Source organism: Paenibacillus glucanolyticus (assembly GCF_037333485.1).
Taxonomy (GTDB): domain Bacteria; phylum Bacillota; class Bacilli; order Paenibacillales; family Paenibacillaceae; genus Paenibacillus_AQ; species Paenibacillus_AQ glucanolyticus.
The window spans coordinates 4,745,211-4,769,683 of the sequence record NZ_CP147845.1; the positions used below are offsets into that span (position 1 = coordinate 4,745,211).

The following is a 24,473-nucleotide window of genomic DNA, read 5'->3' on the forward strand; positions in this document are numbered from 1 at the left end:
ATTACCGGAGTCTCACCCGTTCCATATGTTATGAACCGGATTATGTCCCCGGCCGCCTTATCGTCTGCAGTCCTCCAATCAGAACGACAACCCCTGCAATGACGATTGGCAGCGCGTTATGGGCATACGGCATCCAGGAAGCCAGAAGCAGACCGACGCGCGAGTCCTGTATGAGCATTTCGCCTGCCGTAAATGCTAGAATACCGGCTCCTATGTAGAGCAGCACGGGGAAATGATGAAGCAGCTTAGAGATCAGCCCGCTTCCCCATACAACAATGGGAATGCTTAACAGGATGCCGATGACAATCAGGGCAAGGTCACTATTTGCCAGGCCCGCAATAGCCAGCACATTGTCCAGGCTCATCACAAAATCAGCAACCAGAATGGTATTGACCGCTGCCCATATCGTCAAGGATCGGGACATGGCAACATCCTCATGCTCTTTTTGTGTCATTAGTTTTATGGCGATCCAGATCAGGAGCAGTGCACCGCCAGCTTGCAAAAACGGGATTTTGAGCAGCAGAACCGCAGCAAAAGTCAGAATGCACCTCAGAAGAACCGCTGCGCCCGTTCCGATCCAGACCGCCCGTTTGCGGTGCAATTCAGGAAGGTCCCTGCTGGCCATCGCTATGACCAGGGCGTTATCACCACTGAGTACAAGGTTAATCAGCAATATCTGTCCCAACAAAACAATCGTCTCCACAAGAACAACACCCCCACTCTACACATATGTGGTAATTGTCCAAGCTATGCTTGCACATCGGGAAAAATAGGCCTATAATAAATCCACTTTGTTTATTGTGGAACCGTATTTTAAGAGGAGTGACATTCATGGAAACCACAACCGCTGAATTTTTTCTCGCACTAATCAACATTGTGTTTCTGGATTTGATCTTAGCCGGAGACAATGCCATTGTGATCGGCCTTGCGGCACGCAACCTCCCGAAGGAAACCCAGAAAAAAGCAATCATCTACGGTACGGCCGGAGCGGTTATTCTTCGTATCATAGCCACCATTCTTGTTGTATGGCTGCTCAATATCCCTTGGCTTCTGCTCGTTGGAGGCGTACTCCTGATCGGGATTGCCTACAAATTGATGACGGACGACAACAATGATCACGACAATATAAAAGCAGGCAAAAGCCTTGGAGCTGCGATTCGCACCATTATTATTGCCGATGCCGCCATGGGGCTGGACAACGTAATTGCTGTTGCAGGAGCAGCCAAGCACAATATGATTCTTGTTACCGTGGGTCTTCTCATCAGCGTTCCCATCGTGGTGTGGGGCAGTACCTTGTTTATCAAATTGATCAACCGGTTCCCTTGGATCATTTATGTAGGCTCTGCTGTACTTGCATTCACGGCATCCTCCATGATTACCGATGAGAAGCATTTCCTCAGCTACTTTGAAGGACATCTGATCATTAAATACCTGTTCATTGCGGCCATAATCGTGGGCGTACTGACGGCAGGGCATCTGAAGAAACGATCTGTGCAGCGGCGTCAGTCCTCCACCCTCTCCTAATCGAATACTCTACTGTACGAACAAAAACACCCCAGGGGATCAGCCTTGGGGTGTTTTTCAACTTTTGTTTCATCTGCGTTTATATACGAATTATAACCTGATCCTGGATAAAATCTAGAACCAGTCTTCGTTTAATGTGAACTCTTCATTCTTCTCAGCCATCGTACCGATCTTGCTGTCAGGCGTAATGATGACAGTCTCCGTGCCTTCAACCGCAGCCTGAAGCAGAGCAGGGAGCCGAGTTAACGAGGCCTCCACTTTCTCGATAATGTTCAGGTTCGGATTCGTAGTTGGAGATTTAGGCACAAATAACGTGCAGCAGTCCTCATACGGTAAAATCGAAGTCTCAAACGTACCGATGTCCATTGCGATATTAATGATATCATTCTTATCCATCATGACAAGCGGCCGAAGCAGAGGCAATTCGGTTGCTCTGCCAATGACATTCATGCTGGGCAGTGTCTGACTGGCTACTTGTCCGAGACTGTCCCCGGTCACAATGGCCAAGGCCCCTTCACGCTCAGCGAGCGAGGAAGCAATACGAAGCATCGCCCTGCGCATGAAGGTAATAATCAGATTATCCTGCCCAATGCCGACAAAAGAAGTTTGCACATCGGTGAATGGTACGAGATGTAGCTTGATTTTGCCGGTATAACCGGATAACAGTCTTGTCAATTCCATTACTTTTTCCTTGGCCAGCTGGCTCGTGTAAGGGAAGCTGTAGAAATGAACGCATTCAATTTCGAGGCCCCTGCGCATGGCCGACCAACCGGCTACAGGACTGTCAATCCCACCAGAGAGGAGCAGCATGGCCTTGCCGTTTGTGCCGAGCGGATACCCGCCTGCCCCTGGAATGACTTCATAATAGAGGTACGTCTCATTCTCACGAATTTCCACGCGCAGCTCAATATCCGGCTTCTTCACCTTTACTTTAAGCTGAGGATAGGTGCGCAGCAGAGGGGAACCGACCAGATGATTCATCTCTTGTGAGGAATGGGGGAACTGCTTCCATACTCTTCTGGCATTGACCTTGAAGGTTGTCGTATCGGTTAATTCCTTCTGTCCCACAAACTCAACTGCTGTAGCAATAATGGGGTCAAGCTCGGATGGACATACACGAACAGGGCTGATCGAAACAAGCCCAAACACCTTCTTGAGGGCATGGATCAGAATCTCGGGAGGTTCTCCGTTCAGCTCAATATACAAACGACCGTATTCCTTCAAAATTTTGGCTCCTGGATACGGTTTAAGCACGTTTCGAATATGATTTAACACCGATTTCTCGAATCGGTTGCGGTTTTTGCCTTTTAGGGTAAATTCGCCAAAGCGAAGCAGCAGCATATCATAAGTCATCTTCGGTTACCCTCTCTTTCTATAATGGGACGCAGTTTACTGCACGCATTAGCCAAAACCTCCACGAATCGAGCCGCATCGCCGAGCTGATGCTCTTTACCGAGACTGATGCGGATTCCGGAAGAAGCTACCTCCATGCTTTTACCCATAGCAAGCAAGACCCGACTGGGCTCGCTTAATTTGGAAGAACAGGCGGATTTGGTTGATATAAGCATTCCCATCTCTTCCAGGGCATGAACCATCACCTCCGGTCTTAGACCCGGATAGGAAAAATGAATAATATGCGGCGCATCCAACTCATTGCTGTTTAACACCAAACCGGGTATTTTGCGTATACCCTGGAACAGAAGCTCCCTCAGTTCCATCATCCGGGCGTAGAGCTCAGGTTGTCTCTCTTGGGATAGCCGCATGGCCTTCGACATGGCAACCGCACCTGCGACATTCTCCGTTCCTGCCCGCAGTCCATTTTCCTGCGATCCACCAGATATCAACGGAAAGAGCTGAACCCCTTGCTTAACGTACAGGACACCCATCCCTCTTGGACCGTTGAATTTGTGGGCGGACAAGCTGTACAAATCCGCTTGCCACTCGGAGATGGTTACGGGCAGCTTGCCAAATCCCTGCACGCCATCGACATGAAAGAGTGTGCGCGAATTCACTTCCTTCACGATCCGGCCAATATCAGCCAGTGGCTGGATGGCGCCAGACTCATTATTCACATGCATGATGCTGACAAGTACGGTATCTTTACGAACAGCTTCCTTCAAGACATCAAGATCAATCACACCAGCAGCATCGACTGGAAGATAGGTTACTTCCCAGCCAAGCGATTCCAGCTGTTTGCAGCATTCATAAACCGAAGGATGCTCTGTTCCCGTTGTGATGATATGGCGCCCCCGGCTGCTGTACTGCATCGCGGACCCTTTAATAGCCATGTTATTGCCTTCCGTTGCACCAGACGTAAATACGAGCTCTGATGGCAGAACATCAAGTGATGCTGCGCAGACCTCCCTTGCCCTTCTCAGAAGTTTAGCGGCTGCCTCCCCTGAGCGGTGAAGAGCAGACGGGTTCGCGTAATGTTTCTTCATCACTTCGGACATCGTATCCACCACTTCATCAAAAGGAGGGGTCGTTGCAGCGTGATCCCAATATATCAAGGTTATTTCCCCTTTCCATTCTTACGCCATCGCATGTTGTAAATCATATCATTCCAGACCTTTATATTTACACAAAAAGACCAAACGGTAAAGCCGCACTCCATCTCAATCGGACAAAGTCATGCTTATCGTTTGATCCTCTATCAGGTTTACTATTCATCCCGAAGCGGGGTTATAAACTGTATTTCGACTGTGCATTCATTACTTTGCCAATATAAGCCTGGGTTTCCTCAGGTAACATATGTACCATCGACATAAGCTCCTCATCACTGGATGCGCCCAAACCTGCAACTCGTGTCGGACCTGCATTGTAGGCTGCAAGCACCATCGCCAATTCCCCGCCGAACCGCTGAATCAGACTGGATAAATATTTGGTGCCACCTTCAATATTCTGAGCCGGATCAAATGGGTTGCTGACCCCAAGTCCCCTTGCCGTCCCATCCATGAGCTGCATCAATCCCTTTGCTCCTGCAGACGATACTGCATTGGGGTCAAAAGAAGATTCTGCGTCTATAACCGCCTTGATCAGTGATACGGGCACACCATATCGTTCCCCCGCTGATGTAATTAATTCTTCAAATGTCGTGGGCTTGGTCGCTCCCGTGTCATTCAGCGCTCCCTCTACCGGATAATACGAATTGGATTCCTGGACAGCACCAAGCTGCTGCCACAGCAGTCCATCCTTAAAGGTAACACCAGGGGCAAGCTGCGTAATGGAGCGCTCTACCGGCTGGGACGAGGCTTCTTCTTGAATCAGGCTGCTTAATACATCCACAAAACCGGCTGCCGATCCGGTGGAATTCGTATTTACCTGTGGTACATCCGTCATTTGCTTCCATGATATCGAATCGATCTGCATCATATGGCTCACTTTCTCCCGCAAAAATTTCAAACTTGTCCTTTCATTTTACCATGGAATTGGAACAATCTGCTATACCCCTTCGACAAAAAAATTGCGGATCACCCTTTTTGATGGATGACCCGCCCATATAAAATGATCTATCTGCTGAAAGGAATCAGGATAAAATAACTGAGCGTTGCCAATATGCCAAGACCCATTGACCATGCCCCCGTTGTTTTGCTGCCTTTACTATAAGCATAATAACCAACAACCGTTGCGATGGGGCCCAGAATCACCGACCACATAAACAGGGAGGCAATACCCATTACCAAGCCGACATATCCTGCCGTGCGGCCTGCAGACAAGCCTGTTGCATCATCCTCGTCCACGCTGCGCACAGACGTTTCCATTGGCGGGGCAACCTCAGCTGCGTATTCCTCACGGTGATCTTTACGAGGGAAGTCCACTCTGTTCCGATTGCTATCCACAATCTTTATCTTGTTGTCGCGGTGTTTATCATCCATTGCTAACTCCTCCATTTCCTTCAATCTCTAATAAGCGGTTTTCCGGAGAATATCCGGCACTCCGGGCATTCCGTTTAACCCTTTGGCTTAAAGGTAAGGCAGCAGGTCTCTGAGGACTTGTCGGCAACATCCTGGTGATCGTCCACATAAGGCTCTGCTCCATACTCCTCATTGAGTTTTACGTTTGCATGACGGTCGATTTCGATCATAATCATCTCGGCGTGACATAAATTTTGTTCTCCCCAGTAATGGCAATTGCTTACACTGCACTTAACTAATGGTTTGGCTTCGTTGGCCATTTTAGCATCACCTCGTCAACATTTTTTCCTGAGTTAACTGCTGGTATGCACAAGAATGATTGTCAGTTGGTGTTAAGAGTCACCACGCAAAAAAGAGATGCCAATGTATGGCATCTCTTGTTCTTTCCTTGTTTGTATTAAGCGTGACTTTTCTCGGATTGCATACGGCGCTCCGTTAAATAATCACTTTCGTAGTAGGCAAGATCATCGCGAAGCTCTTCATAAATTTTGGTAATATTCATAATGACGTCACGTGCTGGTCGAACCGGCTTCTTCCGAAAACGGATGGCATCCTGTCCGGTGTAAGCATACCGGCCATCTTCCGAATAACTTTCGTTTTTCGGATAGAAAAAACTATTCACGCAGCGGTGATACAAGTTATACAAAGCCTTCTCGGCAAAATCGATATCAAAATTAGGGCGACGCTGTACAACACCAAGCTTCTCATAGGAAACTTCTGAAAACACAAGCAAATGGCGAACATCTGACAGAAATCCTTTGTAAAAATGAACGGTTTCCTCGTCCTGTTCTGTTACCAATTGAGATAAAGCATGTTCATTCAAAAATGTTTCCATAATCGAAATAGCAGATTTCAACTTTTCTCTGGATTCGGAGCACAATTTCTGAAGATTGTCTGCTGGCATTACGATAGATCCCCCTTAAATGGTCGTGACCATACAGGTCATTTTGCCTGACGGTCGTTTTAATATGTACTATCCTAACACAAATTTTGGGATAACGAAATCCCTATCATGAATACACTTACAAGGTTATTTTTAGTACAAATCATTTTTCCCATTCAACCCTAAATTTCACAATGCCTCGAGAACGCATAAAATAGATTCTCACTCCCCACGCTAAGACTAATTAAAATACGTAATGCGGCGAGGAGGAAAATTTGTGAAGTCACGTACCATGTGGAGCATCATCGGTGCCGCGTCTATTCTTGGCGTGCTCCTGATCTCCCTGTTCACCCCGGGTTCGAAGCAGCCGGCTCCAACTGCCGAACCATCACAGCCTTTGCAGCCTCAGCAGGAGAATAAAGCCAAGAACTTTACCATGTTAAGCGACATCAAGGCTACGGATAAATTAAACCGGCTCGATGCAAGGGGTCACTTAAGCAAGATGCTGAAGAACGAGTCTTTACGAAATGCCGGACAGATTAAAGCCTATACGCTGAAAGAGCAAAAAACACACAAGCATTTTCAGCAAATTCGGTGGTACAACCTGAAGCAGAATAAAATGACCGATATACAAGGTCAGCTTCCCAAGATGAGTAAAAAGGATAAGGATCTGATTGCCCACCATTTTCAGATGGCACAGCAGAAGATCAAACATGGCGAAGCGTATGATTCACCAAAATTTACTGCTGCTGGGCAGCCTTATTTTGTTGTAGCGGAGCCATCCCAGGATGGAAAATATGGTGCAGCCGCTTTGGTTAACCAGGCTGTGCTTCAAGAGGTCAGCAATCACCAGAAGCGCAATCTGCGCTTGATCCCGTACCCGAAGGAAGGAAAATTCCGGGTGGAATCCATTCATGCCGATACACTCTCTGACATTACCGTCAAGACCGGTCATGATAATGAGAAGGCCAGCCATTTTTACGAAAATGAAATCGTTGTGTCTTTTCAGGCTGAACCGACAAAGCAGCAGCTTCAGCACATCGGGAATGAGATTTCGTGCGATACCCCTAGGAAACTTGGCTATGCTTATATTTTTCGGTCCAAGAATATGGACTACCAACATCTTCGTGCCTACTTCCAGAAGAACTGGGACACCAAATATACCGAGCCACACTATATTTACTTAACCAATGACCGTCTGCCTCAATCGCGGATGTCCTCCGATGCCTTGCCGGATGGTGCAAATGCGCAGGTCAATATTCCAAATGATCTGCTGTTCTCCCAATATCAGTGGAATTTGCCTGTCATTGAGACAAATCGCGGCTGGGATTTATCCAAAGGGAGTGAGGATGTTGTCATCGCCGTGATAGACACCGGAGTCGATCTTACGCATACCGATTTGAATGGACAGCTGGTGGAAGGCTACAACATTGTGGACAATGACCAGCAGCCGCTGGACGATGTCGGACACGGAACGCATGTGGCAGGCATTATCGGCGCTCTGGTGAACAACGGTGAAGGGGTCGCCGGGGTTAGCTGGTACAATAAAATCATGCCGGTTAAAGCGCTTGACAGCTCGGGTTCCGGCACAACCTATGCTGTAGCAGAGGGCATTATTTGGGCGACAGATCACGGAGCGAAAGTCATAAATATGAGCCTTGGCAACTATGCAGACTCTCAATTCTTACACGATGCTGTAAAATACGCCTATGACCGTGATGTTGTCCTGGTTGCCGCCTCGGGCAATGACAACACAGAGCGCCCTGGTTATCCTGCTGCCTATCCTGAGGTGCTTGCTGTCGCAGCGACAGACTCGAATCAAAAGAGGGCGGAATACTCCAACTACGGCGACTACATTGATGTATCGGCCCCCGGAACCAATATCGCCAGTACGTTTCCAGGCAATCAGTACGCCGCTCTTTCCGGAACCTCAATGGCCAGTCCTCATGCAGCTGCCATGGCAGGGCTCATCCGTTCTCTTAACCCGGACCTGACAAATCAAGAAGTTATGGATGCTATGATCAAACAAGCCGTAGATCTTGGCGATAAGGGAAAGGATAAGTATTACGGTCATGGTCAGATCGATATTTTCCAATCTCTGAAGGCCGTTGGCGCCTCGGAAGTTCCTCTGCAGTTATGGCCAGGCCATGCGTTACGCAATCTGGAACACGAGCTGCGCAAACTAAACGGGTCTAACCGATAATAAATATAAAGAATAAAGCAGCTTACGCCCATCAAGCGTTGGCTGCTTTATTTCTCTATCCGTTCAACAGTAGCTTCCGATATTATTTCTTGCGGCGGGAACGGCTAGTGCGTACAGCCGCTTTCTTCGACCGCTTGCTGGATACGGTAACGCCGCCGTAGCCTCCAGGGCCTGTTACTACCTCTTCCTCGCTGTACGTGTATACATGTTTCTCCACCGGCACACAGTGTACTTTATCCACCACTTTAATTGGATGAATAACAGGTACGATTTGCGGTATAAAGTGGTCTCTAACAACTACAATCGGTTCGCACATAATCGGCGACACAGGACATGGATTTTCGTTATGACAAGACATAATTTTGCAACTCCTTTCCGTTGATGCTTATAGCTTATTATTCAAGGGGCTATTTGGTATGGACGATTGTCCTTGAGAGGCAATTCATCCCCTTTAATTTTCGCGGAATCAAGAAAAAACGCGCATTCTCTTTACACTCCTCAACACGGAGCGGTAAGAAAATACGCGTTTGTACCTTTACGGATTAGATATAAATAAACCGTTGTTCAGTTGGGAAAGTTTTCCGTAAGCCGGGTTCTGTGCTCTTCGTGGTCATAGCGGGAACTACCCTGCCACCATAAGCGACAATCATCTATCTAGGCCGATCATTACTAATCGACTCAAGCGACCAACCCGGACGCGCCTCGGGCTAAGGCTGTCTCCTCGAAGGAAACTGCGTCCCATTAGGTCTTGCTCCAGGTGGGGTTTACCAGGAACGAAGTCACCAGCGTTCCTCGGGGTCTCTTACACCTCGGTTCCATCCTTGCCTGTGCCGCAATGAAGCGGTCATCGGCGGTCCATTTCTGTGGCACTATCCTTCAACTCGCGCTGACTGGACGTTATCCAGCACCCTGCCCTATGGAGCCCGGACTTTCCTCTCGCGGCTTGCACCGCCAGCGATTGTCTGTCAAACTTTCCGGACAACATTATATATTATATCTTGATTTGCAGCCATACACAACCCTGCAAACTTTTACAGCAGCTTCGCAAGCGAGTATTAACTTCCAAGCACTAACCTGTACATAACAACATTTACCTACATAAACCGAAACGGCTCCGTATTAATACGGGAAGCCACAACCCGAGTGTCATACTTATGCTCCTGCAGCTTCTGCTCCATCCATTCGGCAACCTTAACCTTCATTATTTTCTCGGCATTATGTCCAGGATCAATAATGGTTAGTCCCGCAGCCAGTGCATCCTGCGCCGTATGATAATCCACATCGCCTGTAACCAGCACATCCGCGCCGCGGAACAGAGCTTTCATCATATAGCGCCCTCCGGAACCTCCGATGACCGCCGCCTTCCGTATGGTGCGGTCGAGTTCCCCTACGACACGAACGTGAGGGACATCCAGCTTCTCCTTCACTACTTCCACCAGTTCAGCCAGCGTCTGGGGCTCCTTCAGCTTGCCAACCCGGCCAAGGCCGAGGGATCTTCCCTTCAGATCCATGGAATACAAGTCATAGGCCACCTCTTCGTAAGGATGCGCTTTAAGCATCGCCGCAACGACCTTGTTCCGGATCGTATGAGGAACAATCGTCTCAATTCGAACCTCGTTAGCCCGCTCCATCTGACCTTCCTTGCCCTGAAACGGACTGCTGCCTTCTCTTGGCACATAAGTACCAAAACCCTCGATATTGAAGCTGCAGTGGCTGTAATTTCCGATCGAGCCTGCACCTGCACCCAGAACGGCATCCAATACCTCCTGATGATGGCTCTTCGGTACAAATACCACCAGCTTCGACAACTGCTCGTTATGCATGTCATGGATGGGTGACGTGTTCTCTATGCCCAATGCTTCAGCCATCCAATCATTCATGCCGCCTTCGGTCACGTCGAGATTTGTATGACTCACATACACGGCAATATCATGCTTAATCAGCTTTTCGTATACTTTGCCCATCGGCGTGTCCGTCTGCAGCTGTTTCAATGGACGATATATTATAGCATGGTGCGCGATAATGAGATCGGCACCAAGTTCGATAGCCTCATCCACGACTTCATCATTGACATCCAGTGCTACGAGCACCGTCCGAATATCCTTCTGCAATGTTCCGAGCTGCAGCCCGATCCGATCATCGGGTTCGGCTACATGCTTCGGGGCTAATTGCTCCATGTATTGAATTACCGTTTGTCCTTTGGCAAGCATGCCAGCACCTCCTGAATAAATTCAATATCCGATCGAATCTCGTTAGCCTTGCCGACTGCCGAGTCCTGATCCGAACGCGAAAGCGATTGAAGTATGTAGTTCATCTTCTCTATCTCGGCTTTCCACTTATCGTGAAATACGGGATTCGGAGTCTTCGTCAGCCAAGGTCCCATACGCAGCAGCCAGTCCAAATTCAACTCAACGCCAATAGCGATCGTTCTTTCCGAATACACCTGCTCATTCGTCAGATTCGTCAATTCTGCAGGCTCCGCAACCAGTACCTCATAGATTTTGCCGTCTTCCTCCAGAATGAACTCCTCAATCAGCACCCAAGCGTGGGAGTACAGCCATTTACGCAAAATGTCCTCTCCGACATTCGGCTGCAGGATCAGCCTGTTCACGCCGGCCAGCTTGTCCTCGCCGCGGTCCAAAATAGCGGCAATCAAGCTGCCGCCCATGCCCGCGATTGTAATGACATCAGCCTCACCTGCTGAGAGTACATCCAAGCCGTCTCCTCTCCGTACACTGATCACCTCGGTCATTCCTGATTCCATAACCTGCTTTACGGCAGCGTCGTAAGGTCCCGGATTCACTTCACCCGCGATCGCTTTGATCGCGGCTCCGCTTTCCACAGCAGCCACAGGAAGCAATGCATGATCGGAACCGATATCTGCAAGCCTGCTGCCGCGTGGGATCTGCTCCAATATTTGCGATAATCTCTTTGATAATTTCACAATGACACACCTTACCATTCCATATTTTCATCCGAATCACAATCTATTCATTACCCTAACAGACACGATGCCAAACTGCAAACCGGCAAAATGAGCGAAATAATTCGGTGCCGTGTCATTTGCAATGGGTTTGGAAAAGAGCTAAAATAAAGACCAATAAAACAAATACAGGAATAAATACCAAAACCAAGAAATCGTTGCGCCGCGCTGCTGAACTTCGAAAAAAAGGACCTGCTGCTGTTACTGCAGAAGGTCCGTGGATTAAGCTATTCGAGAAAATCCTTCAAGCGCTTGCTGCGGCTTGGGTGACGAAGTTTACGAAGCGCCTTGGCCTCGATCTGCCGGATTCGCTCGCGTGTAACACCGAACACTTTACCAACCTCTTCAAGCGTTCTGGTGCGGCCGTCATCAAGACCAAAGCGAAGACGGAGTACATTCTCCTCGCGCTCGGTCAGTGTATCAAGCACATCCTCGAGTTGTTCCTTAAGCAGCTCATATGCCGCTGCGTCGGCAGGCGCAAGTGCTTCCTGGTCCTCGATGAAATCGCCCAGATGGGAATCATCCTCTTCCCCGATTGGCGTCTCAAGCGAAACCGGCTCCTGGGCAATCTTCATGATTTCCCGGACTTTCTCAACACTGAGTTCCATCTCTGCAGCAATTTCCTCCGGCGAAGGCTCACGTCCAAGCTCTTGCAGAAGTTGTCTGGATACACGAATCAGTTTGTTGATGGTTTCCACCATATGAACAGGAATGCGAATGGTACGAGCCTGGTCTGCAATCGCACGCGTAATGGCTTGACGAATCCACCAGGTGGCATACGTACTGAATTTAAACCCTTTTTTATAGTCGAACTTCTCCACGGCTTTAATCAAGCCCATGTTGCCCTCCTGGATCAAATCCAGGAACAGCATGCCACGCCCGACGTAACGCTTGGCGATACTTACAACGAGACGAAGGTTGGCCTCGGCAAGACGGCGCTTCGCTTCCTCGTCCCCTTGCTCAATCCGGTTCGCAAGTTCAATCTCATCATCAGCAGACAACAGCGGAACCCGACCAATCTCCTTAAGGTACATACGAACAGGATCGTTAATCTTGATCCCCGGTGGCAATGAGAGATCATCGTCAAACCCAAAATCCTCATTCTCGCGGGATTCGGAGTCTTCCGATTGCCGATGAGTTCCCTCATCGTCATTCTCATTTACCACATCGATTCCAAGGTCGGCAAGCTGTTCATAAAACTCTTCCATTTGCTCCGTGTCCTGGTCGAAAGGCGATAATTTCTCCATAATATCTTTATAGCTCAATACGGATCTCTTTTTACCCTGTTCAATCAACTGATCCTTGACTTGATCCAGCGTAAATTCCGTTTCTAGTTCAGTATGCTGATCATTCGCCATCTTTCGACTCCCTCCTCCCTAGAAACAGCAATGTGCGGTCTTCATTGTCTTTCTAGGGCGATAATCTCACTTGCAATTTGTGCGGCTCTCATAAAATCACCTGAGCGCTCCGCTTTTATCATTTCTTCTTTTTTCTGGTCGATCTCTCTCTGCTGCGGGAATTTCAGTACCTCGCGTATGCAATCATCCAGCACTTGGACATTCCACTCGGCTGGTGCTTCCATCATCATGATGGAGCTGACGGTCATTTCCAAACGGTCATCCTGGAGCGATGACATGAAACGGCTGATATCCGGAGATTTGCCTTGTGCGTAAAAAGCATATAGATAAGCAGCGATTGCCGCATGATCTTCGATATTAAACGCTTCTCCCAGGCGATCGCCTACGTATCGCGCTGCCTCTGCATCCTGCAGCATCAGCGACAGCAGCCGCCGCTCTGCAGCATGGTAAGCAGGCAGAAGTGTCGGGGCGGACTGGCGCCCTTTTTTATGCCTACCATTATTCCACCTTTTTTCCTTATTATCCCCATTCTCCATCTTTTTTTGCATAGACTGCCGAAGCAGATTGCAATCCTGCTTCAGACTCTCGTAGGAAAGATGCAGCTCAGAGGACAATTCCCTCAAGTAAACTTCCCGTTCGGTTGAGGAATTCAGTACTGCGATAATCGGCAATGCTTCTTTGGCATACGCAATCTTACCATCTTCTTCTAGCAGTATATGGTTTTTCTTCAGATATATAAGTTTAAATTTTGTTGTTGAAACGGCCGTTTCTACCACATGCCTGAAACGCTCGGCTCCGAACTTCCGGATATAATCATCCGGGTCCATTCCTTCGTTGACCAATGCGATTCGCACTCTGAGACCAACGCCTTCCAGCATTGGAATGACTTTCAACGCAGCGGCCATACCAGCCTTGTCGCCATCGTAGATAACAACAACTTCATCAGCCATCGATTTCATGATAGCTACTTGGTTTTCCGTTAGAGAGGTCCCCATCGTTGCCACGCCGCTCTGCAGTCCTGCTTCCCATGACGATATTACATCACCGTAACCTTCAAATAACAGAATTTGACGCGATTTGCGTATGGATGTTTTCGCCTGGTGCAGGTTGTACAATATGCGGCTCTTATTAAATAGAAGTGTCTCCGGAGAATTTAGATACTTCGGTTGACCGTCCCCCAGTATTCTGCCAGCGAATGCAATCACTTTGCCGTTGCGGTCATGTATCGGAAACATGATTCGTCCGCGAAAACGGTCGAGATAGCCCTCTTGTTCATGTCTTGCGGATAATAACCCGCCCTTCTCCATCTCTTTCAAGTCAAAGGATCGCTTGCTTAGGAACTGGACCAGTGTGTCCCAACGATCTGGAGCATAACCGATCTGAAACTGGTCAATCACTTTGTCGTTCATTCCACGGGAACGTAAATACTTCATGGCTTCTGTACCGTGCTCCGTATTCTTTAACAGGAAATGGTACAGCTTGGCACTGAGCTCATTAGCTTCAATCAAACGTTCTTTTTCCGGATTACGAGGAATTACGGGAACCCCTTGACCTTCCGGTAACGAGATATCATTCTCTTCTGCCATTGTCTTGACGGCTTCGGGAAAAGAAAATCCTTCGATTTCCATTCTGAATTTAATGGCGTTTCCGCCCTTACCGCAGCCATAGCAGTAAAAGATTTGGCGTTCCGGTGTAACCGTAAAGGAAGGAGTCTTCTCTGAATGAAACGGGCACAAGCCCTTCAGGTATTTCCCCTGTTTGGTAAGATGCACGTATTTGCTGACCGTGTCCACGATATCGCTCTTGGCCAGAACTTCCTCAATGACATCATCCGGAATATTGCCTTGTCCGGTACTCATCCAAACCACCTTCATCTCTTTTGGCACGTAAATAGTATTCGCTACGGGTGGACATTCTCCTGCAATTCATGCAAAAGTTTTGTCAGTTTATGTTGAAAAAACCTCCGGTCTTCCTCAAGCAGCTTCTTGGGCCCTTTGCCATACCTGCCTTGCTTTCTTGCCTTAGCCTGATGATGACGGGTATCCAGCATGAAATCGATATCCGTATTATCGAAAATACGCCCGCGAAAGGAAATCACATGGCATGATTTGGCAAGCGCCAGTGCAGCCAGTCCATAATCCTGCGTCACCACGATATCCCCCCTGGATATGTGGTTGGCAATGTAGAGGTCGGCACTTTGATCGCTCCGATCCACCTGGATCGTCGTAACACCCTCTTCAGCTTGTAACAGATGATCGTAGGAAGAAACAAGCAGTACAGGCACATGGAACGTACGAGCAGTCTCTGCGATTTCCTTCTTGACTGGACACGCATCACCGTCAACCACGATCGTAATGCAGATGCTATCGTTCATTCACATTCACCGGCTCTATCTTTAATCTTGGAATAATCCTTATGCTGTATATTATTATATACGTCTTTGGCAGATTAAAATCCTGCTTCTGATAATAAACAATGACCCCTACTTGCTTGATCCCTGCCGATGGACTCTTATGCACAGCGAAAGCGGCATCCCGCGCTTAACCACGGGCTGTCGCTTTCACTGAACAATACATTATACCATTTGCAAAATCATACTGTCACTATCTACCACACCAATTTTGTAAAATCAGCATACTGCTTCAAATCGCCATCAATTCCGGACAGAAGCGCAAGACGATTGGCCCGTACAGCTTCGTCCTCAGCCATAACCATAACGGAATCAAAGAATCCGGTAATCGGTTCTTTTAGTCCACCCAGCAAGGACAATGAACGTTCCCCGTCGGCAGCTTCGAGCGCTGCTTTGTAATCTTCGCGGACAGCGTTCCAAGCTTCATACAGGGTAGCTTCTTCCGTTTCGGTGAACAGTTCCGGATTGACTGCAGCCTTGCCGGCCTTGGCAGCCAAATTGCTGACCCGGTTGAAGGATTCTACCGTTGTTTTGAAATCCTGCACGCCCTCCACTGCATTCATCAGCGCATGGCCTCTTGAAACAACGGATACCACATGATCAAATCCGGCTGTAATAACTGCATCCACCACATCGTAACGCTGATCCTCGGACAGAAGTTTCTTCACGCGAAGCCCGAAAAACTCCTGAAGGTCCTTGGCAATTTCGTCTGTCGAGCGCTTCAGCGCACGAATATTCTCATGAATCTCCAGCGCAATGCCGAACACATCCGATAACGTAATCGGAAGTTTGTGCTCCAGAATGATCTGTACAATTCCTGCTGCCTGACGGCGCAGCGCGTATGGATCCTGGGAGCCCGTCGGAATAATGCCGATGGAGAAGCAGCCCACAATCGTATCGATTTTGTCAGCGATACTGACGATGGACCCTGCCTGAGTAGATGGTACCGAATCGCCGGCAAAACGAGGCTGGTAATGCTCAAATACCGCTTTTGCCACCTCTTCTTTCTCACCGGATTTTCGCGCGTAATCTTCACCCATCACGCCCTGCAGCTCAGGGAACTCATACACCATCTGGGTGACCAGGTCGAATTTACAAATATCGGCTGCACGACTCACGGAATCGGCTGCATCCGCGGAAATGCTGAGTTTCGTTGACAGTTGATCGGAAATTCGGCGGATTCTGCGAACTTTATCGCCAATGGTGCCCAGCTCTTCATGAAATACAATGCTTTCAAGCTTCGATAAGGCGTCTTTGATCTGAAGTTTCTGATCTTCCTCATAGAAGAATTTCGCATCCGACAGACGGGCACGCAGTACCTTCTCGTTACCTCTTGCAATGACATCCAGCGAACGGCTGTCTCCGCTGCGTACGGTTACGAAGAATGGCAGCAATTGTCCCTGCTTATCCAGAACCGGGAAATAACGCTGGTGCTCACGCATTGAAGTAATTAACACGTCCTGCGGAATATGCAGGAACGAGGAGTCGAAAGTTCCATACAGCACGGTTGGGGTTTCAACCAGGAACAACACCTCTTCCAGCAGATCGTCCTTAATGGCGATATTCCAGTCTTTTTCCTGGGCCAGCGCCTGAATTTGCGACACAATCATCTCCTGGCGTTCATTCACGTCAACAATGACATGCTGTTCGCGGAGCACTTCGCGGTAAGCGGACGCTTCCGGAATAACTGCTTCGCTGCCAAGGAAACGATGTCCGCGAGTCACATTGCCAGATTTCACGCCCGTTATTTCCAGATCAACCGTTTCGCTGCCCAGCATAGCCACCATCCACTTAATCGGACGGACAAATTTAAATTCGTGCGATCCCCAGCGCATATTCTTCGGGAACGTCATCGAGGTCAAAATGCCATGAAGACCTTCGGACAAAATAGACTTCGTATCAACGCCGACACTATTCTTCGTAACGTAGATATACTCCACTCCGCCAAGCTCCTTAAAGGTGAAGCTCTCGGGGGCAACGCCCTGGCTTCTTGCAAAACCGAGAGCCGCCTTACTCCATTGACCGCTCTCATCCAGCGCGATTTTGCGGGAAGGCCCTTTGACTTCCTCGCTAACGTCCTCCTGCTTATCTGCAACATCCTGTACCCATACCGCCAAGCGACGCGGTGTAGCATACGCCGTTACATCTCCATGCCCGATCCTGGAAGCATCCAGCCATTTGACCATTCTGTCCTGAAGCTGTTCCATCGCAGCGCGCAGAAATCGTGCCGGGACTTCTTCCAGTCCGATTTCAAACAATAAATCCTTAGACATGGTCTGCGCCCCCTTTCTTAATCAGCGGGAAGCCCAGCTTCTCGCGCTCCTCCAAATACGTAGCTGCCACCTGACGAGCCAGGTTGCGCACGCGCATGATGTATCCCGTTCTCTCCGTTACACTGATCGCGCCTCTGGCATCGAGCAGGTTAAAGGTATGGGAGCACTTGAGTACATAGTCGTAAGCCGGGAACACCAGATTCTGATTCATGGCTTTGTTGGCTTCTTCTTCATACATGTTAAACAACGTGAACAGCATTTTGACATCCGATACTTCGAACGTGTATTTCGAATGCTCAAACTCCGGTTGATGGAATACGTCCCCGTATGTGATGCCGTTTACCCATTCCAGATCGAACACGTTCTCTTTGTCCTGGATGTAGGATGCAAGGCGCTCCATACCGTAAGTAATCTCAACAGCTACCGGATTTGCGTCAATGCCGCCAACCTGCTGGAAGTACGTAAACTGGGTAATTTCCATACCATCAAGCCATACTTCCCAGCCAAGACCCCATGCGCCCAGAGTTGGTGCTTCCCAGTTATCTTCAACAAAACGGATGTCGTGATCAAGGGGATTGATTCCAAGACGCTTCAAACTCTCCAGATACAGCTCCTGGATATTATCCGGCGAAGGTTTGAGAATGACCTGAAATTGGTGATGCTGGTATAGACGGTTCGGGTTCTCTCCGTAGCGACCGTCAGCAGGGCGGCGGGAAGGCTCTACATACGCCACATTCCACGGCTCGGGTCCGATCGAACGCAAATAGGTCATCGGGTTCATCGTACCGGCACCTTTCTCGGTGTCGTACGGCTGCACGATGATGCAATTCTGCTCTGCCCAAAACTGCTGCAGCGTCAAAATCATCTGCTGGAAATTCATGATTTTTAGCTCCTTTGCTTTCTTTTTCAATACATTCCATCACGATAACAATTCTCTGTACAACAAAAAGCTCTCGCCCTACGCCTGTTGTACAGACATAGGGACGAGAGCTGTAGCTTCCCGCGGTTCCACCCTACTTGGCACTGCTCATTCGCTGTCATGCTTCAAACCAGCCAATAAGCAAAACCCACTTTATCGGTTCATCATGCTCCCGGGTGCCTCTTCATGAATCTCTCCCACCAGGCTCTCACCATCCCCGGCTCGCTATACAACGGATCGATAATCCACTACTTTCCCGTTCAATGCATGTCAGTATTCAAAAAACTAATAAACTGATAAATATCATACCTCATTCTATACCTTACGTCAAATGTTGTACTTGTCCATCTGGTCCAAAAAGTTTTGCGATTTCAGACGCAGTCCGAGCTGCATATCCATTAAGGCTCGCATGACCGTTTTGAGCTCGGCCTTGGTCTCATCCTTCACATCCACATTGCCAAGCCGTCGCAGGTCCAATCTTCCGAACAGACGCAGCAGCTTCAGGGTTCTCGGTGTAACGGACATCGCCGGCGGATCCAAATGCTTGCAGTATCGACACAGCACTCCGCCAAGGCGAGGGCTCACCAGCATATCTTCATCTTTTCTAGTCTGATTGCATGATATGCACACATCCAGCTCCGGCCCATAGCCTGCGGCCTGAAGGATTTTCATCTCATAGAGATTTATGATAATTTGGGGATCCTTATCCTCTTGAAGAGCTTCCATACAAGCCTTCAGCTGATGAAACCAAAAAGCGCCTGTCTCCTCATCCTGCAGCACCCGATCCAAGAGCTCGCAGGCATAAGAAGCATAGGCAGCTTTGACAAGATCTTCGCGGAGCCTATGATGAGACTCCATAATTTCACCAGCATTCAAATTGCCGAGCCCTGTACCATTACGGAAGAAAACATACTCTCCATAGGTAAACAACTGTGTCAGAGCAGCATGCCGGCTTTTCACCTTTTTTGCTCCTCTGACCAGCACACCTACCTTGCCCGATTCTTTGGTGCAAAGTGTAATGATTTTGTTCCCTTCGCCGTAGTCCATGCTGCGGATGACAATCCCTTCCGCCCGATATAGCATGCGTTTTCCCCCAACCATTCCTGGAGCAACCAATGATTACTCGTCTTCTTCATGCGGGGCCGCCTCTTCTTCAACGGATGCTGCTGCAAGAACCGATTCACTTTCGGCTTCCTTATACAGCAAATATGCATCGACATCTCCTGTCATCGCAAAATACTTCCACGAAAAATCTCGCATTCGTATTCATCCTCTCTTCGGAAATGACGTTTCGCATCTACGGAAATTAGGATGTGCGTCTGGAGCCGTTTTATGAAATGCAATTGTTGGCAGGCGGCACTGCGTATGTTTTCCCGTTAGATTTGGACACCGGATGGATTACTCCCCACGGTGAAATCCGAGATCACGAAGGACACGATCTTGATTGCGCCAATCTTTTTTAACTTTAACCCAGAGTTCCAAGAAAATCTTGGATCCGAGCAGTCTTTGAATATCCTGACGGGCTTGTCTGCCTACTTCCTTGAGCAAAGCGCCCTGCTTTCCGATGATAATGCCCTTCTGCGAATCACGCTCCACAAAAATAACGGCTGAAATGTACACAGTTCCGTTCTCCTCCACCCGCATATCTTCAATGGTAACAGCGATGGAGTGGGGCACCTCTTCCCGGGTCATATGCAAAATCTTTTCGCGGATCAGCTCTGCGCACACAAACTGCTCCGGATGGTCCGTTACCTGATCCTCCGGATAATACTGCGGGCCTGGCGGCAGGTATTTCTGAATCTGATCAAGCAGCGTATTCACATTGCTGCCGAGTTTCGCAGAAATCGGAACGATCTCGGCAAAATCATGGAGCTTGCGATACTGCTCAATAAGGGGCAGCAGGGCAGTCGGCTCGATTTTATCGATTTTGTTCATCACCAGGATAATCGGAGTCTTGAGCTTTTGCAGCTGCTCCGCAATGTAACGATCCCCTCCGCCGATTCCTTCAGAAGCATCAACAAGAAACAGAGCTGCTTCAACCTCGCCTAATGTGCCCAATGCAGTCTGATTCATATAATCCCCAAGCTTGGATTGGCGCTTGTGAATACCCGGCGTATCCAGAAAGACTACCTGTGAATCATTGGTTGTGTACACTCCATGAATTTTGTTTCTCGTCGTTTGCGGCTTGTCCGACATAATCGCAATCTTCTGACCAATCACTTGATTCATCAGGGTCGATTTGCCTACGTTCGGTCTTCCGATAATAGCCACGAATCCGGATTTAAATTGTTTTTTCTGCATAACATTCCTCCGCTACTGTTCCTGTATCAACTTGTTGTATTCTTTTTAATTAATTCCACTAATTCACTCAAGCTTGCTCTTTGTTCAGATCCCAGGGGCCAAATGCTCCCGGCAGCAGCTCACTGACGGTGGTCTCCTGTATATCGCCTTTCAGATTCCCCATAATCACTTTCATATCCGGCTTGCACAACTCCACCAATACTTGGCGGCATACACCGCAAGGTGAGCAGGGGCCTTCTGTATCAGCAACAATGGCAATCGCCTGGAAGCTCCCTGCTTCATGACCATCTGCAATCGCCCGGAATAATGCCGTACGCTCTGCACAATTGGTGGGACCATAGGCAGCGTTCTCCACGTTGCAGCCATGGTGTACCTCTCCATGCGCATCCAGAAGAGCTGCGCCCACACCAAACTTCGAGTAGGGTATGTAAGCCCGCGTGCGTGCCTTGATTGCTTCCTGCATTAATAATCCTGCATCCATGTATAGTTCCTCCTATAGATCAACTTGTTGATATCAATTTGTCATTGATTGTATCCATTCCCAAACCGGTTGATAGAACACCAGTAAACCGACCATGACGGCAAACGCCGCTGCAACTAACGCTGCACCGGCTGCGGTATCCTTAGCCAATCGGGCTAAAACATGTTTTTGTGGCGAGATTAAATCGACTACGGCCTCGATTGCGGTATTCATTAGTTCTGCAATGAACACAATGGCGATGGCCAATATCAGAAATAACCAGCTCATCCGGTCCAAGTGCAGCAAAGCTGCTGCGATGAGTACGATCAAGGCAGCAGCCATGTGTATTTTCATATTGCGTTCCGTTTTCACAGCCGTGACGATGCCCCGTAAGGCACAACCAAATGCCTTATATAACGATTGTCTGTGCGGTTTCACTATCTTGTCAATCCTACTTCGGTTAGCACAGCCTCCTGTTTGCCCATCATTACGGCTTCGCTCGCTTCATCCTGATGATCATACCCGAGCAAATGCAGAAATCCGTGAACGAACAGAAAACCCAGCTCCCGTTCAAGAGAGTGACCGTATTCTTCGCTTTGCAGCTTTGCACGCTGGACCGAGATGATAATGTCACCCAGAACATCCGGGACACTCTCCAGTTCCTCACCTTCGTCAAGCTCATAAATGATTTCGAGCTCGTCGTTTGTAATCTCATTCATGGCAAAGGACAGCACATCGGTTGGGCGGTCAATCCCCCGATATTCCCGGTTCAATTCATGAATCTGTCCATCATCAACAAAGGTCAGATCCACCTCTCCATCCGTTACTCCCTCGGCCTCTCCTGCCTTCTGAAGGATCGCTTCAAGCACAGCGATAAACTCCTCGCCAATGTGAAATTCCTCTTGTTCATTATTCCATGCCAGCTGCAGGCTCATTCTTAAACGCTCCTTCTCTTGTTCCTAACTGGTTGCCGTTGTCCCTGAAGCAGTTTCATCCGTTGATGGTGCCGGCGGTTTAGGCCGCTTCACATCTTCCGGATATTCGATCCGGGAATGGAAAATTCCCATCACCGTTTCCTTCAATGTCTTGGCGATAATATCCAGTTCCTTCATCGTTAAATCACAATCATTAAACTGATGGTCGTCCAAGCGGCCCTTGATGATCTTCTCGATCATCGATTCAACCTGCTCCACCGTCGGTTTGCGCAGCGAGCGAACGGCTGCCTCCACGCTGTCGGCAATACCGACGATGGCAGACTCCTTGGACTGAGCCTTCGGCCCATGATATCTGAAATCATCTTCCGTGAAATCCGGTTCAATGCCCTGCTCTTCAGCCTGACGAACCGCTTTATGATAAAAATAATGTAAAAATGTCGTGCCATGATGCTGCTCTGCGATATCTCGTATCGGCTTGGGCAGCTTGTACTCCTTCAACATTTCCACGCCATCCCTTGCATGAGCAACGATAATGGATTTGCTCAGCTTCGGCTCAATGGAATCATGCGGGTTCTCCATATTGTTCTGGTTCTCGATAAAATAGATCGGTCGCTTGGTCTTCCCGATATCATGATAGTAGGAACCGACACGGCAGAGGAGACCATTGGCGCCAATCGCTTCCGCTGCAGCTTCCGACAAATTGCCGACCATTACGCTGTGATGGTAAGTGCCTGGTGTCTCTGTCAGCAATTTGCGCAGCAGCGGATGATTCGGATTCGACAATTCTACGAGCTTTAATGCCGACAGGATGCCGAAGGTGACTTCGAAGAACGGCATAAGCCCGATGACGAGGATAGCTGTCAACAGCCCGCCCGCAATAGCAAAGCCTATTGAATACAGCGTTTCTGTCGTGGTCCAGGTATCGTTATTGATTAACAACATGATAAACACGATCAGCGCTCCGAAGAGAGAAGCCATAATACCGCCCTTCAGCATCGTTGACCGCTGGCTCGCACGGTGGATAGAGAAGATCGCTACACATGAAGTTACGGCTGCGAATAAACCGAATTGGAAGTCAAACAGTTCCCCTCGCACATTCAATATCACACTCGCCATGATACTGAAGATAATGACACTGAAATAGGCAAGCGAGGTTTCCAGCAGCAAGGTTACCAGAATCGCGCCGATCGCAACGGGCGCAAGATATCCTACATAGATCTGGGAATCACTTTGCAGGAAAGCGGTCAAATGCATGGTGATCAAGGTGATCACGTACACGAGAAGCAGCATTAACAGCTGCGAATTGTTGTATTTGAATTTGCCGGGATCCGATTGTCGGATGAACATCAGTATGCCAAGCGATAGCAGAGCGGACAGCAGCAAAACACCCAGCTCCGGCCAGTAATTCACTTCATCCTTAAGCAATCCATTCTTGCCAAGCAGCTCATAAAGTTCCGGTGTGATGAGCTGACCCTTGGCCACGAGGATATCCCCTTGTTTAATGAATACAGGCGGGGTATTCTCGCGTTTCTCAACCCTTGCTTCCTTCGTTGCTACCTCGTCAAGAAATTTGTTAGGCGTGATCGCAAGACGCGACAGCTCCTGAACAACTTCTCTTGAAGTCCGATCATCTAACCGACTTGTACTTACCATCTCCGCAACTCTTGCGCGTGCTGTCTGCGCATCAAAGATTTCGTTCAGCATCAGCCGGGATACGATTTCCCGGGCAACGGATTTCATCTCGATAATGTCTTCAGAATTCAACCTTGGCAGCTTAATAAAAGTCTCCTCAGGGATGCGGTAGGTTTGTTCCTCGATCACACGCTGCATCTCGTCGAGCAGCTCTTTGGAATAAGCTTCATTTGTGCTGTTGGCCGAAACAAAATTTTGCACGAACTCTTTTGCCATTCTCGGAATTTCATTGCGATAAATCCCGACTTTTTCTGATGAGCTGATATCCACATCTTGATTCAGGCGCTCAATGCGATCAAGAATTTGGGTAACCAGCACGTCATTTCGCAAAGGAACAAGAGGGTATATGGGCTGGACGCTCTCTGCGGCAGCCTCTTGTGCCTTCAATGTAGCCTTGCTGTCCTCTATTTGTACAGGCGACACGATGTTCTTCTCACTCTTCGTATTGACCTGAATGTCATACCGCTCCGGCAAAAGCTTCGATGCTAGACTGATATAAAAGAGCAACGCAAGCAGCAAAAACAGAATATAGCGTGTTGCCACGCTATATTTCCATCCGCTGTTTTTACCCCATATGGACTTGTCCGTCGATGGTTCTTTGGAGGCCATTGCGACAAT

Annotated in this window: 24 protein-coding genes and 1 other RNA gene; 2 read left to right on the forward strand and 23 right to left on the reverse strand. The window is 48.7% G+C overall.

Translation table 11 applies throughout. From position 1 onward, the window contains the following. Positions 1 to 40: 40 nt before the first annotated feature. Positions 41 to 703: a TerC family protein gene (locus WDY75_RS22380; RefSeq protein ID WP_063478955.1), complete on the reverse strand. Its 663-nt coding sequence runs from the start codon at positions 701 to 703 to the stop codon at positions 41 to 43. A gap of 128 nt (positions 704 to 831) precedes the next feature. Here WDY75_RS22380 and WDY75_RS22385 point away from each other — a divergent pair, with 128 nt between their 5' ends. Further along, positions 832 to 1,524 carry a TerC family protein gene (locus tag WDY75_RS22385; RefSeq protein WP_063478954.1) on the forward strand — a complete coding sequence of 231 codons (693 nt, stop codon included), beginning with the start codon at positions 832 to 834 and terminating at the stop codon, positions 1,522 to 1,524. A gap of 114 nt (positions 1,525 to 1,638) precedes the next feature. Here WDY75_RS22385 and thiI read toward each other — a convergent pair whose 3' ends face one another. The 6 genes from thiI to WDY75_RS22415 form a co-directional block, all read right to left on the reverse strand. Continuing rightward, on the reverse strand, positions 1,639 to 2,877 hold the full coding sequence (thiI, locus tag WDY75_RS22390; protein WP_063478953.1) for a tRNA uracil 4-sulfurtransferase ThiI: 1,239 nt from the start codon (positions 2,875 to 2,877) through the stop codon (positions 1,639 to 1,641). After that, positions 2,874 to 4,034, reverse strand: a complete 1,161-nt coding sequence (locus tag WDY75_RS22395) for a cysteine desulfurase family protein (RefSeq protein WP_063478952.1) — start codon at positions 4,032 to 4,034, stop codon at positions 2,874 to 2,876. The genes thiI and WDY75_RS22395 overlap by 4 nt, the downstream gene beginning before the upstream one ends. A 172-nt stretch (positions 4,035 to 4,206) precedes the next feature. After that, the gene (locus tag WDY75_RS22400; RefSeq protein WP_063479774.1) at positions 4,207 to 4,893 is read right to left on the reverse strand and encodes a lytic transglycosylase domain-containing protein; all 687 of its coding nucleotides are present in this window, start codon (positions 4,891 to 4,893) and stop codon (positions 4,207 to 4,209) included. Positions 4,894 to 5,033: 140 nt separating this feature from the next. Then, on the reverse strand, positions 5,034 to 5,399 hold the full coding sequence (locus WDY75_RS22405) for a hypothetical protein (protein WP_006209043.1): 366 nt from the start codon (positions 5,397 to 5,399) through the stop codon (positions 5,034 to 5,036). 74 nt (positions 5,400 to 5,473) lie between these two features. Further along, a complete protein-coding gene (locus WDY75_RS22410; RefSeq protein ID WP_006209042.1) occupies positions 5,474 to 5,698 on the reverse strand; it encodes a DUF1540 domain-containing protein in 225 nt (74 codons plus the stop codon). A gap of 137 nt (positions 5,699 to 5,835) precedes the next feature. Continuing rightward, on the reverse strand, positions 5,836 to 6,342 hold the full coding sequence (locus WDY75_RS22415; RefSeq protein WP_006209041.1) for a YpuI family protein: 507 nt from the start codon (positions 6,340 to 6,342) through the stop codon (positions 5,836 to 5,838). Between the two features lie 256 nt (positions 6,343 to 6,598). Between WDY75_RS22415 and WDY75_RS22420 the strand changes: the two genes are divergently transcribed. Beyond that, a complete protein-coding gene (locus WDY75_RS22420; protein WP_006209040.1) occupies positions 6,599 to 8,524 on the forward strand; it encodes a S8 family peptidase in 1,926 nt (641 codons plus the stop codon). An 82-nt stretch (positions 8,525 to 8,606) separates the two neighbouring features. Here the strand turns inward: WDY75_RS22420 and WDY75_RS22425 are convergent, their stop codons facing one another. The 16 genes from WDY75_RS22425 to WDY75_RS22500 form a co-directional block, all read right to left on the reverse strand. Then, a complete protein-coding gene (locus tag WDY75_RS22425) occupies positions 8,607 to 8,882 on the reverse strand; it encodes a hypothetical protein (protein ID WP_036644428.1) in 276 nt (91 codons plus the stop codon). Between the two features lie 211 nt (positions 8,883 to 9,093). Further along, an RNA gene (gene rnpB / locus WDY75_RS22430) (RNase P RNA component class A) lies at positions 9,094 to 9,498 on the reverse strand. 120 nt (positions 9,499 to 9,618) lie between these two features. Further along, complete coding sequence (locus WDY75_RS22435) at positions 9,619 to 10,734, reverse strand: Nif3-like dinuclear metal center hexameric protein (RefSeq protein ID WP_063478951.1); 1,116 nt, start codon at positions 10,732 to 10,734, stop codon at positions 9,619 to 9,621. Next, positions 10,710 to 11,468 carry a tRNA (adenine(22)-N(1))-methyltransferase gene (locus WDY75_RS22440; RefSeq protein ID WP_063478950.1) on the reverse strand — a complete coding sequence of 253 codons (759 nt, stop codon included), beginning with the start codon at positions 11,466 to 11,468 and terminating at the stop codon, positions 10,710 to 10,712. The genes WDY75_RS22435 and WDY75_RS22440 overlap by 25 nt, the downstream gene beginning before the upstream one ends. Before the next feature lie 266 nt (positions 11,469 to 11,734). Next, positions 11,735 to 12,865 (reverse strand): RNA polymerase sigma factor RpoD, encoded by a 1,131-nt coding sequence (rpoD, locus tag WDY75_RS22445; RefSeq protein WP_006209036.1) that lies wholly within the window; start codon positions 12,863 to 12,865, stop codon positions 11,735 to 11,737. 41 nt (positions 12,866 to 12,906) lie between these two features. Beyond that, positions 12,907 to 14,724, reverse strand: coding sequence for a DNA primase (dnaG, locus tag WDY75_RS22450; protein WP_006209035.1), 1,818 nt, complete (start codon positions 14,722 to 14,724; stop codon positions 12,907 to 12,909). A 41-nt stretch (positions 14,725 to 14,765) separates the two neighbouring features. Continuing rightward, positions 14,766 to 15,239 carry a YaiI/YqxD family protein gene (locus WDY75_RS22455; RefSeq protein ID WP_006209034.1) on the reverse strand — a complete coding sequence of 158 codons (474 nt, stop codon included), beginning with the start codon at positions 15,237 to 15,239 and terminating at the stop codon, positions 14,766 to 14,768. Between the two features lie 233 nt (positions 15,240 to 15,472). After that, positions 15,473 to 17,548, reverse strand: coding sequence for a glycine--tRNA ligase subunit beta (gene glyS, locus WDY75_RS22460; RefSeq protein ID WP_063478949.1), 2,076 nt, complete (start codon positions 17,546 to 17,548; stop codon positions 15,473 to 15,475). Beyond that, positions 17,541 to 18,428, reverse strand: a complete 888-nt coding sequence (gene glyQ, locus WDY75_RS22465; protein WP_006209033.1) for a glycine--tRNA ligase subunit alpha — start codon at positions 18,426 to 18,428, stop codon at positions 17,541 to 17,543. The genes glyS and glyQ overlap by 8 nt, the downstream gene beginning before the upstream one ends. Positions 18,429 to 18,794: 366 nt before the next feature. Continuing rightward, entirely contained in the window at positions 18,795 to 19,550 is a 756-nt protein-coding gene (gene recO / locus WDY75_RS22470) for a DNA repair protein RecO (RefSeq protein ID WP_063478948.1), read from the reverse strand. Positions 19,551 to 19,586: 36 nt separating this feature from the next. After that, positions 19,587 to 19,727 carry a YqzL family protein gene (locus WDY75_RS22475; protein WP_006209031.1) on the reverse strand — a complete coding sequence of 47 codons (141 nt, stop codon included), beginning with the start codon at positions 19,725 to 19,727 and terminating at the stop codon, positions 19,587 to 19,589. 138 nt (positions 19,728 to 19,865) lie between these two features. Then, a complete protein-coding gene (gene era, locus WDY75_RS22480) occupies positions 19,866 to 20,768 on the reverse strand; it encodes a GTPase Era (protein ID WP_036644442.1) in 903 nt (300 codons plus the stop codon). A gap of 67 nt (positions 20,769 to 20,835) precedes the next feature. Next, entirely contained in the window at positions 20,836 to 21,249 is a 414-nt protein-coding gene (gene cdd / locus WDY75_RS22485) for a cytidine deaminase (RefSeq protein WP_006209030.1), read from the reverse strand. A 33-nt stretch (positions 21,250 to 21,282) separates the two neighbouring features. After that, positions 21,283 to 21,666: a diacylglycerol kinase family protein gene (locus WDY75_RS22490; RefSeq protein ID WP_006209029.1), complete on the reverse strand. Its 384-nt coding sequence runs from the start codon at positions 21,664 to 21,666 to the stop codon at positions 21,283 to 21,285. Next, entirely contained in the window at positions 21,666 to 22,163 is a 498-nt protein-coding gene (gene ybeY, locus WDY75_RS22495) for an rRNA maturation RNase YbeY (RefSeq protein WP_063478947.1), read from the reverse strand. Before ybeY ends, WDY75_RS22490 begins: the two co-directional genes overlap by 1 nt. 24 nt (positions 22,164 to 22,187) lie before the next feature. Further along, positions 22,188 to 24,464 carry an HD family phosphohydrolase gene (locus WDY75_RS22500; protein WP_036644448.1) on the reverse strand — a complete coding sequence of 759 codons (2,277 nt, stop codon included), beginning with the start codon at positions 24,462 to 24,464 and terminating at the stop codon, positions 22,188 to 22,190. Between the last annotated feature and the right edge of the window lie 9 nt (positions 24,465 to 24,473).

Coding starts and splice junctions, on each gene's coding strand:
- WDY75_RS22385 (WP_063478954.1), top strand. CDS start 832: ATGGAAACCACAACCGCTGAATTTTTTCTCGCACTAATCAACATTGTG.
- thiI (WP_063478953.1), bottom strand. CDS start 2,877: ATGACTTATGATATGCTGCTGCTTCGCTTTGGCGAATTTACCCTAAAA.
- WDY75_RS22400 (WP_063479774.1), bottom strand. CDS start 4,893: ATGCAGATCGATTCGATATCATGGAAGCAAATGACGGATGTACCACAG.
- WDY75_RS22405 (WP_006209043.1), bottom strand. CDS start 5,399: ATGGATGATAAACACCGCGACAACAAGATAAAGATTGTGGATAGCAAT.
- WDY75_RS22410 (WP_006209042.1), bottom strand. CDS start 5,698: ATGGCCAACGAAGCCAAACCATTAGTTAAGTGCAGTGTAAGCAATTGC.
- WDY75_RS22415 (WP_006209041.1), bottom strand. CDS start 6,342: ATGCCAGCAGACAATCTTCAGAAATTGTGCTCCGAATCCAGAGAAAAG.
- WDY75_RS22425 (WP_036644428.1), bottom strand. CDS start 8,882: ATGTCTTGTCATAACGAAAATCCATGTCCTGTGTCGCCGATTATGTGC.
- WDY75_RS22435 (WP_063478951.1), bottom strand. CDS start 10,734: ATGCTTGCCAAAGGACAAACGGTAATTCAATACATGGAGCAATTAGCC.
- rpoD (WP_006209036.1), bottom strand. CDS start 12,865: ATGGCGAATGATCAGCATACTGAACTAGAAACGGAATTTACGCTGGAT.
- dnaG (WP_006209035.1), bottom strand. CDS start 14,724: ATGAGTACCGGACAAGGCAATATTCCGGATGATGTCATTGAGGAAGTT.
- WDY75_RS22455 (WP_006209034.1), bottom strand. CDS start 15,239: ATGAACGATAGCATCTGCATTACGATCGTGGTTGACGGTGATGCGTGT.
- glyS (WP_063478949.1), bottom strand. CDS start 17,548: ATGTCTAAGGATTTATTGTTTGAAATCGGACTGGAAGAAGTCCCGGCA.
- glyQ (WP_006209033.1), bottom strand. CDS start 18,428: ATGAATTTCCAGCAGATGATTTTGACGCTGCAGCAGTTTTGGGCAGAG.
- recO (WP_063478948.1), bottom strand. CDS start 19,550: ATGCTATATCGGGCGGAAGGGATTGTCATCCGCAGCATGGACTACGGC.
- WDY75_RS22475 (WP_006209031.1), bottom strand. CDS start 19,727: ATGCGAGATTTTTCGTGGAAGTATTTTGCGATGACAGGAGATGTCGAT.
- era (WP_036644442.1), bottom strand. CDS start 20,768: ATGCAGAAAAAACAATTTAAATCCGGATTCGTGGCTATTATCGGAAGA.
- cdd (WP_006209030.1), bottom strand. CDS start 21,249: ATGGATGCAGGATTATTAATGCAGGAAGCAATCAAGGCACGCACGCGG.
- ybeY (WP_063478947.1), bottom strand. CDS start 22,163: ATGAGCCTGCAGCTGGCATGGAATAATGAACAAGAGGAATTTCACATT.
- WDY75_RS22500 (WP_036644448.1), bottom strand. CDS start 24,464: ATGGCCTCCAAAGAACCATCGACGGACAAGTCCATATGGGGTAAAAAC.